Origin of the sequence: Moraxella tetraodonis (assembly GCF_022359095.1) — a bacterium.
GTDB classification, from domain to species: Bacteria; Pseudomonadota; Gammaproteobacteria; order Pseudomonadales; family Moraxellaceae; genus Faucicola; species Faucicola tetraodonis.
The window spans coordinates 126180-140231 of record NZ_JACSYB010000001.1; the positions used below are offsets into that span (position 1 = coordinate 126180).

The following is a 14052-nucleotide window of genomic DNA, read 5'->3' on the forward strand; positions in this document are numbered from 1 at the left end:
ATAACAGTCCGCGAATTGTTAAAAATTGACAAAATCAGTTATGATAGGGCAGATTTTTTAGATTTTATTCAACAAATTTGATAAGGAAAACCTCATGCCATCATTTGACGTGGTTTCAGAATTACAGTTATTTGAAGTTAAACATGCCGTGCAAAACACCGAGAAAGAAATCGCCACCCGTTTTGACTTTAAGGGCAGTGATATTAAAGTAGAACTCAATGAGAAAGACAAAAAAATCACCATCACCGCAGACAATGAGTTGCAGATGGAAAACGTGTATGCCATGCTTGAGAAAAACATGATTAAACGTGGGGTGGATTTGCAGTCGCTCGACCCACAGGATAATCAAGGTTCGGGCAAACAAATGAAAAAGGTGGTCAATCTCAAAGATGGACTTGATGGCGATACCGCCAAAAAAATCAGTAAGGCATTAAAAGAGTCGGATTTGAAAGTATCGGCAGCGATTCAAGGCGATAAAGTACGAGTCAATGATAAGAAAAAAGACACGCTACAGCAAGCGATGGCGTTTTTGAAAGAAAAGCAATTTGGTGTGCCCCTGCAATTTAATAATTTTAAGGACTAACACCCGAAAATTAGTACAAAACAACTAGCATAAAAAAAGCCCTCGTCTCAAACAGGGCTTTTATTTTTACAGTTTGCTATTAAAGACTTTCTTTTGTACTCGGCAATCTATCGAGTGCGCGTTCATCATATTCCACCGCCATCCGCAGCGCACGAGCAAAGGCTTTAAACGTACTTTCAATTTGGTGATGGCTGTTTTTGCCTTTCAAGTTATCCAAATGAATAGTTATCATGGCATGATTGACAAAGCCATAAAAAAATTCACTGAACAAATCCACATCAAACCCACCAATCATCGCACGAGTAAACGGGATATCCATGTGCAGTCCAGGGCGACCTGAAATATCCACTACCGCACGGCTAAGGCTTTCATCAAGTGGGGCATAAAAATGTCCATAACGCACGATGCCTTTTTTATCGCCAATCGCTTGTTTGAAGGCTTGACCTAGCGTAATACCGACATCTTCGACGCTATGATGGTCGTCAATGTGGGTGTCGCCGTTACAGGTAATATCCATGTCAATTAAGCCATGACGTTTGATTTGGTCAAGCATATGGTCAAGAAATGGCACACCCGTGTCAATGCTGCCTTGACCGGTACCGTCAAGGTTGATAGACACGGTGATTTGGGTTTCGGCAGTATTTCGTGTTACGGTGGCGATACGCGATGGGCGAGTGGTCATGGTTTTCCCTTACAGTTAAAAATCACAATCTTTTATGTTCAGCATCTTTTTCACGTTGTTTGACAACTTTACGCACCTTATCACGTGCACGGTCTTGTTTGAGCTTGGATAAATAATCCACAAAAATTTTACCATTTAAGTGGTCAATTTCATGTTGGATACATACGGCAAGTAGGCCTTGTGCTTCTTCAACAAACGGGTTGCCCTGCGCGTCGACAGCCTCAATTCTGACATGTTTGGGTCTATCGACTTTGTCATAATACTCGGGCACAGACAAACACCCTTCTTCGTAGCTATATAATTCATCGGCTAACGGGGTCACAATGGGATTGATAAACACCCGAGGCTGGCTGCCATCTTCAGATAAGTCCATCACTACCAATTGAATGTGCTCATCCACTTGCGTTGCCGCCAGACCTATACCTTTGGCGGCATACATGGTTTCGAACATATCATCAATCAAGGTTTTTAGGTCATCATCAAAGTGGGTAACAGGCTTGGCAAGGGTACGAAGCCTCGGGTCTGGGTAGTTTAAAATAGTACGTAAGGCCATAATGGGTCAACTTTTAATTTGGTTAATCTGGCAAAAATTCTCTAAAAAAATTGGCATAGGGTAACGCAAACGCTAAAGTTTGGCTACTATAACCTATATATAGGTGCAATCCAATCGCTTCACAATAGCAAATAATCAATGATAATTATTGAGTGATTAAAATCTACCAAAAACCAATTATTTAAAAAAACTATTTAAAGAGAATTAAAGAGAAAATTTATGAAGCCCCAATTATTTTATGCTATGCTAACCAAAATTTACATAGTGCAAATTATGGGTGATTTTGCGACACATAACACAACATTCGGCTATGATTTTTTATAAGTGATGGTAAAGCGTATGCCATTTTAAAGCGTTAAGCCGTTGACCTTGAGTATTGGGCTATGACAAACTATAACACCACGACAATGAAAAAATTATCCTTCGCTTTGTTGGCAACCCTTGGTATGACAGTGAGTTCGCTAGCCGCTGCTAATAATCCGCCACCTCGTATCAAAGCCGATGCGCCCAACCGTTATGTGGTGAAAAAAGGTGATACGCTTTGGGATATCTCCGGTAAATTCTTAGAAAGTCCGTGGCGCTGGAAAGAAATTTGGGCGACCAATAAGCAGATTCGTAATCCGCATCTGATTTATCCAAAAGATGTGATTATCTTATGTGTGATTAAAGGGCAAAAATTGGTCGGTGTAGACACGGGGGAAGGCTGTGCAGGCATTGAAAAAGCCATGAGCGCGCCAACCACTACGACCACGGTGGTGAGTGCCGCAGGTAGTATCCCTGCGATTCCTTTGACTGCCATTGAAACATGGCTTGAACGCAATATCATCGTATCGCCTGATGACTTTAAAACTACCCCCTATGTGCTGGCTTCAAAAGATAAAAACATTATCACAGGTGTCGGTAACAAAATATATGCTAAAGGCGTGCCACTCATTGTGGGACAACGCTATGGCGTGTATCGTGAGGGCGAACCGTATGTTGACCCAACCACCCGTAAAGTCATCGGTCTTGAAGTCACCCAAGTTGCCGCAGGTATCGTCACTAGCGTAGCATCAAACGGTGTTTCTAGTATCGAGCTTAAAAAATCGTATGGTCAAGAAGTGCGCGAAGGGGACCGTGTGTTTGTCGAAGTCGGTCAGTACTTGCCACCCGCGTTTTATCCAAAACCTGCCAGCGTTACTCGTGGCGGTCGCGTGATTCGTATTTTAAATTCCATTAGTAGTGCGGGTCGAGATGGGGTGATTGCCATTAATTTGGGTACCAGCCAAGGCGCTGAGCCAGGCGATGTGTTGACGGTTTATCAAAAAGGCGCCTTAGTCTTGGACGACTATTCATCCGTGAAAGGTGGGGCAGTACGGTTGCCAAGTGAGCAAATCGGTCATGTGATGGTATTTAAAGCATTTAACGATATTAGCTACGCTTATGTACTCGATGCTGAATCACCAATTCATGAGCAAGATTTTTTATTGCCTGCGGTCGGCAACTAACGCTTTCGCTTACCTTTGCTTGCTTGCCCTTGGTTATGCTTGATTGGTAAGCGATTGTTCAAAAGCCAGTCACCTTGACTGGCTTTGCTGTCTTTAAAGTTTTTATCGTGAGAAAAATTTATAATAGCAAACATTTATAAGCCCTATACATGCCTAAGGAATATACGTGATGCAGGACTATCAGCCTAACCTAAACCCGGCGCAGCAGGCTGCCTTATTGTTATGGCATTTAGTGAACTTATCGGTGCCTGTTTATAATAAGCTTGTAGCGCGTTTTGGTAGCGCTGAACAAGCGATTCAAGCCACGCTGGCAGATTGGCAAGCACTGGGCTTGCATGATAATCACCATAAACGCTTTGCTGAGTTTATCAGCGCCAGTCGAACCAGCCAATTTTTGAATGATACGCTATTAGAACTATCACAAGGGCAGTATGGTGTGGTGTTTGATAATGACCCTTTATATCCGAGTCAGTTAAAAAACATCTATGACCCACCCCCTTTGCTATTGTACCAAGGCAACTTATCTGCCTTAAGCCAACCACAATTGGCGATCGTTGGAAGTCGTAAACCTAGCCCACATGCCGAAAAAATTGCCTTTGATATGGCGCAATATTTGGCGCACGAAGGCTTATGGATCACCAGTGGCATGGCAGAAGGAATTGACAAACAAGCACATTTAGGTGCGTTAAGTTTACAGATGACGGCCACACAAGGTGGTACTATTGCGGTACTGGGCAATGGTATTAAACACTGTTACCCAAAAAATCACGCCAGCCTTAAAGCCCATATTATTGCGTCAGGTGGCTGCGTCATTAGTGAATTATTGCCTGATATGCCGAGCAATCGCTACCATTTTCCAAGGCGCAATCGTCTCGTCGCTGGGCTAAGTTTAGCAACTTTGGTTGTAGAAGCGGCTGCAAAAAGTGGCTCGCTCATCACGGCCAGAGAAGCCAACGAGCAAGGCAAACAAGTTTTTGCTATTCCTAGTCATATTGATAACCTCAACGCCAAAGGTTGCCACCAATTGATTCGTGAAGGTGCGACCTTGGTCGATCATCCATCACAAATTTTGGAAGATTTATCAATTTTTAAATCACCGATTGTCAAAGCCACCGAGGTTGAAACAGCGCCGATAGTTGCACAGGCAGTGAGCAATAGCCCTCAATTACCGTCCGAATCAGCACCAAAAACCCAGCCGCACCAAGCGACATTGGCGATGGATGTGCCCCCGCATTTGCAGACACTACTTAATCAACTCGATTGGGTCGGGCAAGATTTAGACAGCTTGGTCGATAAGACCCGCACCGATATTGCGACACTTATGGGCTGGCTGATTGAGCTTGAGCTAATGGGATTGGTGATGCAGCGCGGCGGTCTGTATATGCGCTGCCGCCCTTAATTTTGATAAGCGATAAGCAAAAAAAACTACAAAATAATCGAGGTATATAATGCAATTTAATGACACCCAGCTCGATGCAGTTCAGCAATTTCTACAAGCCGGCAATCTGCTCGCTTATCCAACCGAAGCGGTGTGGGGAATCGGCTGTGACCCATTTAACGAAACCGCAGTGAAACAGATTTTAGCGATTAAACAACGTCCAATCGAAAAAGGTATGATTGTTATCACAGGCGATATCGCCCATATTCAGCCATTCTTACAGCCGTTACCACAGCAAGTAGTCGATAGCATTGCGGCAAGTTGGCAGTCTAGCGATGCACAAGCCACCACTTGGTTGTTACCGATTCCTGCATCATTGCAAGGCAAAATCCCCGAGTGGGTCACAGGTGGGCGAGATAGCTTAGCCATACGAGTGATTAGCCATCCGATGATTGCCGAACTTTGCAATCACATCGCACACGCAGACAACAATAACCCGTTTGGATTTTTGGTATCCACAAGTTGTAACCTATCGGGGCTAACACCTGCTACTGATTTCGCGGCTGCTTATCATTACTTTGGTGATGCCATCGGTTATTTACTTGGCGACACCCTTGGATTTGTTCGACCTAGCCAGATTTTTGATGCATTAACCCAACAACAAGTACGCGCTTAATGCCTTGTTTTTAGCAATGTTGTTTTTAACCATGTTTCTAGCGATTTTTAATCCCTAATTTCATAAATACGCAAATTTAGTGTGGATTTCATAGGAAAAACGTCATTTTGACCCGCAAATAATGCGAATCACTCTTGAAATCAAAGAGATTCACCATTATCAAAGCCAATAACTTTAACTGTTTTAATGTGTAACTGTTACCTTGGTGACGGTTACTTTGATAATAGGAGTGATGATTGATGAATTCAGCTGATAACAACCAAAATACGCAACCGCAAAATCAAACTGACGCCGTCTCAACGGAGTTAAAAGATGCCATGGAACAGTTTGAGCCAAGTAACGAGCAAAAAACCATTCCTAGCGACATTAATTTGAGCACTTACGAGCAGCGTATTGCCGAGCTTGAAGGTCAAGTCAAAGAAGCCAAAGAAGCCCATGCCCGTGCCAATGCTGAAGCCTACAATGCGCGCAACCGCATGGAGCAAGAAACCGAAAAAACCAAAAAATTTGCCTTAGAAAAGTTTGCCAAAGACCTATTAGAAACCGTGGATAACCTTGAACGTGCAATTGAAAGTAGCCAATCTGACAATGATCCCGTGCTTGAAGGCGTCAAACTTACCCACAAATCGCTGCTTACGGTGCTAGAAAGATACGGCGTAAAAGTGGTCGATCCACAAGGCGAAACATTCAATGCTGACCTGCATGAAGCCGTGGGTATCGACCCAGAGGCAAGCGCCAACCAAGTCGGTCAAGTACTACAAAAAGGTTATACGCTAAATGAGCGTTTATTGCGCCCAGCCATGGTTCGCGTGGGCAGCTAGTAGGCAAGCAGTCAACAACGGATTGACCGATTGGTAACAAGTGTAGCAAAAAACTTTTGCTAACTGCTTGAAAAAAACCATCGTTAAACCGATATAAAAATACAAGACAACGTGGTGCTCATCACCACTTACCATCAAAATAAAAATTGGAGAATTTAATCATGGCTAAAATTATTGGTATTGACTTAGGTACAACCAACTCATGTGTTGCAGTGATGGAAGGTGACAAAGTTAAAGTTATCGACAATGCTGAAGGTGCACGCACTACCCCATCTATCGTTGCTTATAAAGATGACGGCGAAATCCTAGTCGGTCAATCAGCCAAACGCCAAGCGGTAACCAACCCACAAAATACCTTATTTGCTATCAAGCGTTTAATTGGTCGTAAGTTTGAAGACAAAGTCGTGCAAAAAGACATCGGCATGGTGCCATACAAAATTGTCAAAGCTGACAATGGCGATGCCTGGGTTGATATCAACAATAAAAAATTAGCACCACCTCAAATTTCTGCTGAAGTTTTGAAAAAAATGAAAAAAACTGCAGAAGATTATCTGGGTGAAAACGTCACCGAAGCGGTAGTAACGGTACCTGCTTATTTTAATGATAGCCAACGTCAAGCCACTAAAGACGCAGGTAAAATCGCCGGTCTTGATGTCAAACGTATCATCAACGAACCTACAGCGGCAGCCTTAGCTTACGGCATGGACAAAAAAGGCGGGGCAGACCGTAAGATTGCAGTTTATGACTTAGGTGGTGGTACTTTCGATATTTCAATCATCGAAATCGCAGACGTTGATGGCGAGCAACAATTTGAAGTGCTTTCAACCAATGGTGACACCTTCTTAGGCGGTGAAGACTTTGACTTAACCTTAATCGACTATTTGGTTGAAGAATTCAAAAAAGAAAACAGTGTGAACCTAAAAGGTGACCCGCTAGCAATGCAGCGCCTAAAAGAAGCGGCAGAGAAAGCGAAAATCGAACTTTCAAGCTCGCAAAGCACCGATATTAACTTACCGTATATCACTGCCGATGCCACAGGTCCAAAACACTTAGTGGTAAACGTAACCCGTGCCAAGTTAGAAAGCTTAACTGAAGCGCTTGTCAACCGTACCATTGAGCCTTGTAAAATCGCACTGAGCGACGCGGGCTTAAAAGCGTCTGATATTGATGACGTTATCTTGGTGGGTGGTCAAAGCCGTATGCCACTGGTGCAACAGCGTGTTCAAGAATTCTTTGGTAAAGAACCTCGTAAAGATGTGAACCCTGATGAAGCCGTAGCGATGGGTGCAGCGATTCAAGGTGCGGTACTGTCTGGTGACAAAACTGACGTACTACTGCTTGATGTGACACCGTTAACCCTAGGCATCGAAACCATGGGCGGTGTGTTGACGCCAATCATCGAGAAAAACACCATGATTCCAACCAAGAAATCACAAGTGTTCTCTACAGCGGATGACAACCAACCAGCAGTAACTATTCAGGTCTACCAAGGTGAGCGTAAAATTGCCGCACAAAACAAATTGCTTGGACGTTTCGATTTGACCGATATTCCACCCGCACCGCGTGGCGTACCGCAAATTGAAGTTACCTTTGACATCAACGCTGATGGCATCATGAATATCTCAGCTAAAGACAAAGGGACTGGTAAAGCACAAAGTATCCAAATTAAAGCCGATTCAGGTCTATCAGATGCTGAAATTGAGCAGATGATTCGTGATGCTGAAGCTAATGCCGCTGAAGATGCCAAATTTGCTGAACTTGCGCAAGTACGTAACGAAGCAGATGGTCGTATTCATGGCGTGCAAAAAGCCATGAAAGATGCGGCTGACAAAGTAACCGATAGCGACAAAACCGCAGTAGAAGAAGCTATCAAAGCGCTAGAATTGGCTGTCAAAGAAGATAATCTAGAAGACATCAAGTCAAAACTTGAAGCCCTAGACAATGCCTTCTTACCGGTTAGTCAAAAAATCTACGCTGACGCAGGCGCTACTGCAGAAACGGGTGATGCACAGCCACAACAAACCCAGCAAGATGATGGGGTTGTCGATGCAGAATTCACCGAAGTAAAAGATGACAACAAATAATCAATTTACTGATTAGAGCATCAATAAAAATACCGCCGCAAGGCGGTATTTTTATTTTATTTAAAAATTTTAAGAAAAAGGTGTTGACACCCATTTAGATTCACGTATAATACGCCACCACTGAGCGACGAAGAGTTTACAAACAAGTAAAACAAATTACGAAGCTTAGCAAGAATTAAATAAAGCTTGACAGCGTAAAACAAAACGTATTACAATATCAAGCTCACTATATGATAGACGATATCTTTGGTACACTAAATAACAACGAACACAAGAACAACTTGTGTGGATTTTCACTTAGGGCGATAAAATTAAGACTTTAATTAATTGTATTGTCACAGTGAAGATACTCGTAAGTTTATTTGAGCAAAGACAGTATAAATAATTGAGTCAACAAATTAATAACTTAATAACTGCGCAAGTGGATATTAAGATATAGAAAGATTAAACTGAAGAGTTTGATCATGGCTCAGATTGAACGCTGGCGGCAGGCTTAACACATGCAAGTCGAACGATGATTATCTAGCTTGCTAGATATGATTAGTGGCGGACGGGTGAGTAACATTTAGGAATCTGCCTAGTAGTGGGGGATAGCTCGGGGAAACTCGAATTAATACCGCATACGACCTACGGGTGAAAGGGGGCGCAAGCTCTTGCTATTAGATGAGCCTAAATCAGATTAGCTAGTTGGTGGGGTAAAGGCCCACCAAGGCGACGATCTGTAACTGGTCTGAGAGGATGATCAGTCACACCGGAACTGAGACACGGTCCGGACTCCTACGGGAGGCAGCAGTGGGGAATATTGGACAATGGGGGCAACCCTGATCCAGCCATGCCGCGTGTGTGAAGAAGGCCTTTTGGTTGTAAAGCACTTTAAGCAGGGAGGAGAGGCTAATGGTTAATACCCATTAGATTAGACGTTACCTGCAGAATAAGCACCGGCTAACTCTGTGCCAGCAGCCGCGGTAATACAGAGGGTGCGAGCGTTAATCGGAATTACTGGGCGTAAAGCGAGTGTAGGTGGCTCATTAAGTCACATGTGAAATCCCCGGGCTTAACCTGGGAACTGCATGTGATACTGGTGGTGCTAGAATATGTGAGAGGGAAGTAGAATTCCAGGTGTAGCGGTGAAATGCGTAGAGATCTGGAGGAATACCGATGGCGAAGGCAGCTTCCTGGCATAATATTGACACTGAGATTCGAAAGCGTGGGTAGCAAACAGGATTAGATACCCTGGTAGTCCACGCCGTAAACGATGTCTACTAGCCGTTGGGGTCCTTGAGACTTTAGTGGCGCAGTTAACGCGATAAGTAGACCGCCTGGGGAGTACGGCCGCAAGGTTAAAACTCAAATGAATTGACGGGGGCCCGCACAAGCGGTGGAGCATGTGGTTTAATTCGATGCAACGCGAAGAACCTTACCTGGTCTTGACATAGTGAGAATCCTGCAGAGATGCGGGAGTGCCTTCGGGAATTCACATACAGGTGCTGCATGGCTGTCGTCAGCTCGTGTCGTGAGATGTTGGGTTAAGTCCCGCAACGAGCGCAACCCTTTTCCTTATTTGCCAGCGGGTTAAGCCGGGAACTTTAAGGATACTGCCAGTGACAAACTGGAGGAAGGCGGGGACGACGTCAAGTCATCATGGCCCTTACGACCAGGGCTACACACGTGCTACAATGGTAGGTACAGAGGGTTGCTACACAGCGATGTGATGCTAATCTCAAAAAGCCTATCGTAGTCCGGATTGGAGTCTGCAACTCGACTCCATGAAGTCGGAATCGCTAGTAATCGCAGATCAGAATGCTGCGGTGAATACGTTCCCGGGCCTTGTACACACCGCCCGTCACACCATGGGAGTCTATTGCACCAGAAGTAGGTAGCCTAACGCAAGAGGGCGCTTACCACGGTGTGGTCGATGACTGGGGTGAAGTCGTAACAAGGTAGCCGTAGGGGAACCTGCGGCTGGATCACCTCCTTAACTAAAGCACTAAGTGAGAATTCACAGCAAGTTGTTCTTGTGTATAAATAAGCTAATTCGAGGGTTACGGCTTTAGAATTTACTTCGTAAATTCTCTTGCACTCGGGCAAAGCGATGCTTTGCTAATCCTCGTTCAGGGTCTATAGCTCAGTTGGTTAGAGCACTGCCTTGATAAGGCAGGGGTCATAAGTTCAAGTCTTATTAGACCCACCATTTAACCAGAGGTTAAATGCTTTAGAATTTACTTCGTAAATTCTCTTGCGCTCGGGCAAAGCGATGCTTTGCTGATCCTTGCTCAGGGGCCATAGCTCAGTTGGTAGAGCGCCTGCCTTGCACGCAGGAGGTCAGGAGTTCGACTCTCCTTGGCTCCACCATAATTAGCTTAACGTAATAAAGCAGACAGAGTAATTTAGTAAGTATTAAGAGATTACTTCAATCTGTTTTATCAGAAATCACGACCTGACGAGGGTCTGATAATTCAATAACAACATAGAGAAATGAGTCTGGGTTAATTATCAAGTTCCAACGAAGATAATTAACCTTAGTAATCAGCCAATCAGACCCAAAGAAATGATTGGAATAACTGATTACTTAAAAGTAAAGAGAACTGAATCAAGCGTAAACATAGGTGAAGATCGTTACCATTACCTATACGACCCTTTAGGGTTGTATAGTCAAGTAATGAAGTGCACATGGTGGATGCCTTGGCAGTCAGAGGCGATGAAAGACGTGACAGCCTGCGAAAAGCGTCGGGGAGGCGGCAATATCCTGTGATCCGGCGATATCTGAATGGGGAAACCCACTTGTCATAAGACAGGTATCGTAAATTTATTTACGAGGCAAACCGGGAGAAGTGAAACATCTCAGTAACCCGAGGAAAAGACATCAATAGAGATTCCCCTAGTAGCGGCGAGCGAACGGGGAGGAGCCGACTGATTATAATTTAGAGGAATGACTTGGAAAGGTCAATCGTAGAGGGTGATAATCCCGTACTCGAAAGGTTATAAGAAGCATATTAAGTAGGGCGGAACACGAGAAATTCTGTCTGAAGATGGGGGGACCATCCTCCAAGGCTAAATACTCCTGACTGACCGATAGTGAACCAGTACCGTGAGGGAAAGGCGAAAAGAACCCCTGTGAGGGGAGTGAAATAGAACCTGAAACCGTGTGCATACAAGCAGTCGGAGCGGACATGTTCCGTGACGGCGTACCTTTTGTATAATGGGTCAGCGACTTATATTCTGTAGCAAGGTTAACCGAATAGGGGAGCCGTAGGGAAACCGAGTCTTAATAGGGCGTCTAGTTGCAGGGTATAGACCCGAAACCGAGTGATCTATCCATGAGCAGGTTGAAAGTGACGTAACAGTTACCGGAGGACCGAACCCACTGTCGTTGAAAAGCCAGGGGATGACTTGTGGATAGGGGTGAAAGGCTAATCAAACTCGGTGATAGCTGGTTCTCCCCGAAAGCTATTTAGGTAGCGCCTCGGACGAACACCATTGGGGGTAGAGCACTGTTTCGGCTAGGGGGTCATCCCGACTTACCAAACCGATGCAAACTCCGAATACCGATGAGTGATATCCGGGAGACAGACGGCGGGTGCTAACGTCCGTCGTCAAGAGGGAAACAACCCAGACCGCCAGCTAAGGCCCCAAATTCCTAGTTAAGTGGGAAACGATGTGGGAAGGCACAGACAGCTAGGAGGTTGGCTTAGAAGCAGCCATCCTTTAAAGAAAGCGTAATAGCTCACTAGTCGAGTCGGCCTGCGCGGAAGATGTAACGGGGCTCAAACTAGGAGCCGAAGCTGCGGATTTAATTGTTTCAATTAAGTGGTAGGGGAGCATTGTGTAAGCCTGTGAAGGTGTGTTGTAAAGCATGCTGGAGGTATCACAAGAGCGAATGCTGACGTGAGTAACGACAAAACGGGTGAAAAGCCCGTTCGCCGGAAGACCAAGGGTTCCAGTCCAACGTTAATCGGGGCTGGGTGAGTCGACCCCTAAGGCGAGGCCGAAAGGCGTAGTCGATGGGAAATCGGTTAATATTCCGATACTTGTTTATGATGCGATGGAGGGACGGAGAAGGTTATGCCAGCTTGGCGATGGTTGTCCAAGTGGAAGGATGTAGTTAGGTTTAGTAGGCAAATCCGCTAGACTATTAATGAGATCTGATAGCAAGCTGTACTTGTACAGCGAAGTGGCAAATACCCTGCTTCCAGGAAAAGCTTCTAAGCGATAGTCATAAAGAAATCGTACCCGAAACCGACACAGGTGGTCAGGTAGAGAATACCAAGGCGCTTGAGAGAACTCTGCTGAAGGAACTAGGCAAAATGGTACCGTAACTTCGGGAGAAGGTACGCTGCCGATGGTGAGTAGTCACGCACTACAAAGCTATTGGCAGTCGCAGATACCAGGCCGCTGCAACTGTTTATTAAAAACACAGCACTCTGCAAACACGAAAGTGGACGTATAGGGTGTGATGCCTGCCCGGTGCTGGAAGGTTAATTGATGGGGTTAGCGTAAGCGAAGCTCTTGATCGAAGCCCCAGTAAACGGCGGCCGTAACTATAACGGTCCTAAGGTAGCGAAATTCCTTGTCGGGTAAGTTCCGACCTGCACGAATGGCATAATGATGGCGGCGCTGTCTCCAGCAGAGACTCAGTGAAATCGAAATCGCAGTGAAGATGCTGTGTACCCGCGGCTAGACGGAAAGACCCCGTGAACCTTTACTACAGCTTTACATTGAACTTTGACCTTACCTGTGTAGGATAGGTGGGAGGCTTTGAAGCAGGCACGCCAGTGTCTGTGGAGCCATCCTTGAAATACCACCCTGGTAATGTTGGGGTTCTAACTCAAGCTTAACAGAGCTGAGGACAATGTATGGTGGGTAGTTTGACTGGGGCGGTCTCCTCCTAAAGAGTAACGGAGGAGTACGAAGGTGCGCTCAGAACGGTCGGAAATCGTTCGAAGAGTATAAAGGCAAAAGCGCGCTTAACTGCGAGACCCACAAGTCGAGCAGATACGAAAGTAGGTCTTAGTGATCCGGTGGTTCTGTATGGAAGGGCCATCGCTCAACGGATAAAAGGTACTCTGGGGATAACAGGCTGATACCGCCCAAGAGTTCATATCGACGGCGGTGTTTGGCACCTCGATGTCGGCTCATCTCATCCTGGGGCTGAAGCAGGTCCCAAGGGTATGGCTGTTCGCCATTTAAAGAGGTACGCGAGCTGGGTTTAGAACGTCGTGAGACAGTTCGGTCCCTATCTACCGTGGGCGTTGGAAATTTGAGAGGATCTGCTCCTAGTACGAGAGGACCAGAGTGGACGAACCTCTGGTGTTTCGGTTGTGACGCCAGTCGCATTGCCGAGTAGCTATGTTCGGATGGGATAACCGCTGAAAGCATCTAAGCGGGAAGCCCACCTTAAGATTAGATTTCCCTAAAGAGCCGTTGTAGACTACGACGTTGATAGGTTGGGTGTGGAAGCATAGTGATATGTGTAGCTAACCAATACTAATTGCTCGTTTGGCTTGACTATACAACGCCTAAATGGCTTTGTAGGTAATAACGATATTCACCTCGCTTGATATAGCTGATACTTTACTTTTAATAACTCATTCCTCTATCCCCCTTTGCTGACGATAATAGCTTGGAGGTCCCACCTGATCCCTTCCCGAACTCAGAAGTGAAACTCCAATGCGCCAATGGTAGTGTGGTTCGCCCATGTGAGAGTAGGTCATCGTCAGCTCCCTATTCCAAAACACCCCCTTACATTAGTAAGGGGGTGTTTTTATTGTCAAAATAACATGCAGTATTA

The 14052-nt window shown here is 45.3% G+C and carries 8 protein-coding genes, 2 tRNA genes and 3 rRNA genes; 11 read left to right on the plus strand and 2 right to left on the minus strand.

Features of this window, described 5'->3' with window-relative positions:
* Positions 1–94 precede the first annotated feature (94 nt).
* On the plus strand, positions 95–583 hold the full coding sequence (locus tag H9W84_RS00555; RefSeq protein WP_036591734.1) for a YajQ family cyclic di-GMP-binding protein: 489 nt from the start codon (positions 95–97) through the stop codon (positions 581–583).
* 79 nt (positions 584–662) lie between these two features.
* Here the strand turns inward: H9W84_RS00555 and hisB are convergent, their stop codons facing one another.
* A complete protein-coding gene (gene hisB / locus H9W84_RS00560; RefSeq protein WP_007117432.1) occupies positions 663–1265 on the minus strand; it encodes an imidazoleglycerol-phosphate dehydratase HisB in 603 nt (200 codons plus the stop codon).
* Positions 1266–1287: 22 nt separating this feature from the next.
* Complete coding sequence (gene def, locus H9W84_RS00565) at positions 1288–1818, minus strand: peptide deformylase (RefSeq protein WP_050326050.1); 531 nt, start codon at positions 1816–1818, stop codon at positions 1288–1290.
* Positions 1819–2201: 383 nt separating this feature from the next.
* Between def and H9W84_RS00570 the strand changes: the two genes are divergently transcribed.
* From H9W84_RS00570 to rrf, 10 genes are all read left to right on the plus strand, one after another.
* Positions 2202–3305: a LysM peptidoglycan-binding domain-containing protein gene (locus H9W84_RS00570; protein WP_239741241.1), complete on the plus strand. Its 1104-nt coding sequence runs from the start codon at positions 2202–2204 to the stop codon at positions 3303–3305.
* Positions 3306–3474: 169 nt separating this feature from the next.
* Positions 3475–4704: a DNA-processing protein DprA gene (gene dprA / locus H9W84_RS00575; protein WP_096488247.1), complete on the plus strand. Its 1230-nt coding sequence runs from the start codon at positions 3475–3477 to the stop codon at positions 4702–4704.
* Positions 4705–4753: 49 nt separating this feature from the next.
* Entirely contained in the window at positions 4754–5359 is a 606-nt protein-coding gene (locus H9W84_RS00580) for an L-threonylcarbamoyladenylate synthase (RefSeq protein WP_096488249.1), read from the plus strand.
* 239 nt (positions 5360–5598) lie between these two features.
* Positions 5599–6180, plus strand: coding sequence for a nucleotide exchange factor GrpE (grpE, locus tag H9W84_RS00585; RefSeq protein WP_096488251.1), 582 nt, complete (start codon positions 5599–5601; stop codon positions 6178–6180).
* Positions 6181–6341: 161 nt separating this feature from the next.
* Complete coding sequence (gene dnaK, locus H9W84_RS00590; RefSeq protein WP_203171263.1) at positions 6342–8264, plus strand: molecular chaperone DnaK; 1923 nt, start codon at positions 6342–6344, stop codon at positions 8262–8264.
* Positions 8265–8710: 446 nt separating this feature from the next.
* A 16S ribosomal RNA gene (locus H9W84_RS00595) occupies positions 8711–10242 on the plus strand.
* A 136-nt stretch (positions 10243–10378) separates the two neighbouring features.
* A tRNA-Ile gene (locus H9W84_RS00600) sits at positions 10379–10455 on the plus strand.
* 85 nt (positions 10456–10540) lie between these two features.
* Positions 10541–10616 (plus strand) — tRNA-Ala (locus tag H9W84_RS00605).
* Positions 10617–10914: 298 nt separating this feature from the next.
* A 23S ribosomal RNA gene (locus tag H9W84_RS00610) occupies positions 10915–13773 on the plus strand.
* Between the two features lie 96 nt (positions 13774–13869).
* Positions 13870–13983, plus strand: a 5S ribosomal RNA gene (gene rrf, locus H9W84_RS00615).
* Together the 16S, 23S and 5S rRNA genes with 2 tRNA genes alongside form the textbook arrangement of a ribosomal RNA operon.
* Positions 13984–14052 lie beyond the last annotated feature (69 nt).

Excerpts from the sequence above, each read along its gene's own strand:
- dprA (WP_096488247.1), top strand. The coding sequence starts at position 3,475 with ATGCAGGACTATCAGCCTAACCTAAACCCGGCGCAGCAGGCTGCCTTA.
- H9W84_RS00555 (WP_036591734.1), top strand. The coding sequence starts at position 95 with ATGCCATCATTTGACGTGGTTTCAGAATTACAGTTATTTGAAGTTAAA.
- dnaK (WP_203171263.1), top strand. The coding sequence starts at position 6,342 with ATGGCTAAAATTATTGGTATTGACTTAGGTACAACCAACTCATGTGTT.
- H9W84_RS00570 (WP_239741241.1), top strand. The coding sequence starts at position 2,202 with ATGACAAACTATAACACCACGACAATGAAAAAATTATCCTTCGCTTTG.
- grpE (WP_096488251.1), top strand. The coding sequence starts at position 5,599 with ATGAATTCAGCTGATAACAACCAAAATACGCAACCGCAAAATCAAACT.
- H9W84_RS00580 (WP_096488249.1), top strand. The coding sequence starts at position 4,754 with ATGCAATTTAATGACACCCAGCTCGATGCAGTTCAGCAATTTCTACAA.
- def (WP_050326050.1), bottom strand. The coding sequence starts at position 1,818 with ATGGCCTTACGTACTATTTTAAACTACCCAGACCCGAGGCTTCGTACC.
- hisB (WP_007117432.1), bottom strand. The coding sequence starts at position 1,265 with ATGACCACTCGCCCATCGCGTATCGCCACCGTAACACGAAATACTGCC.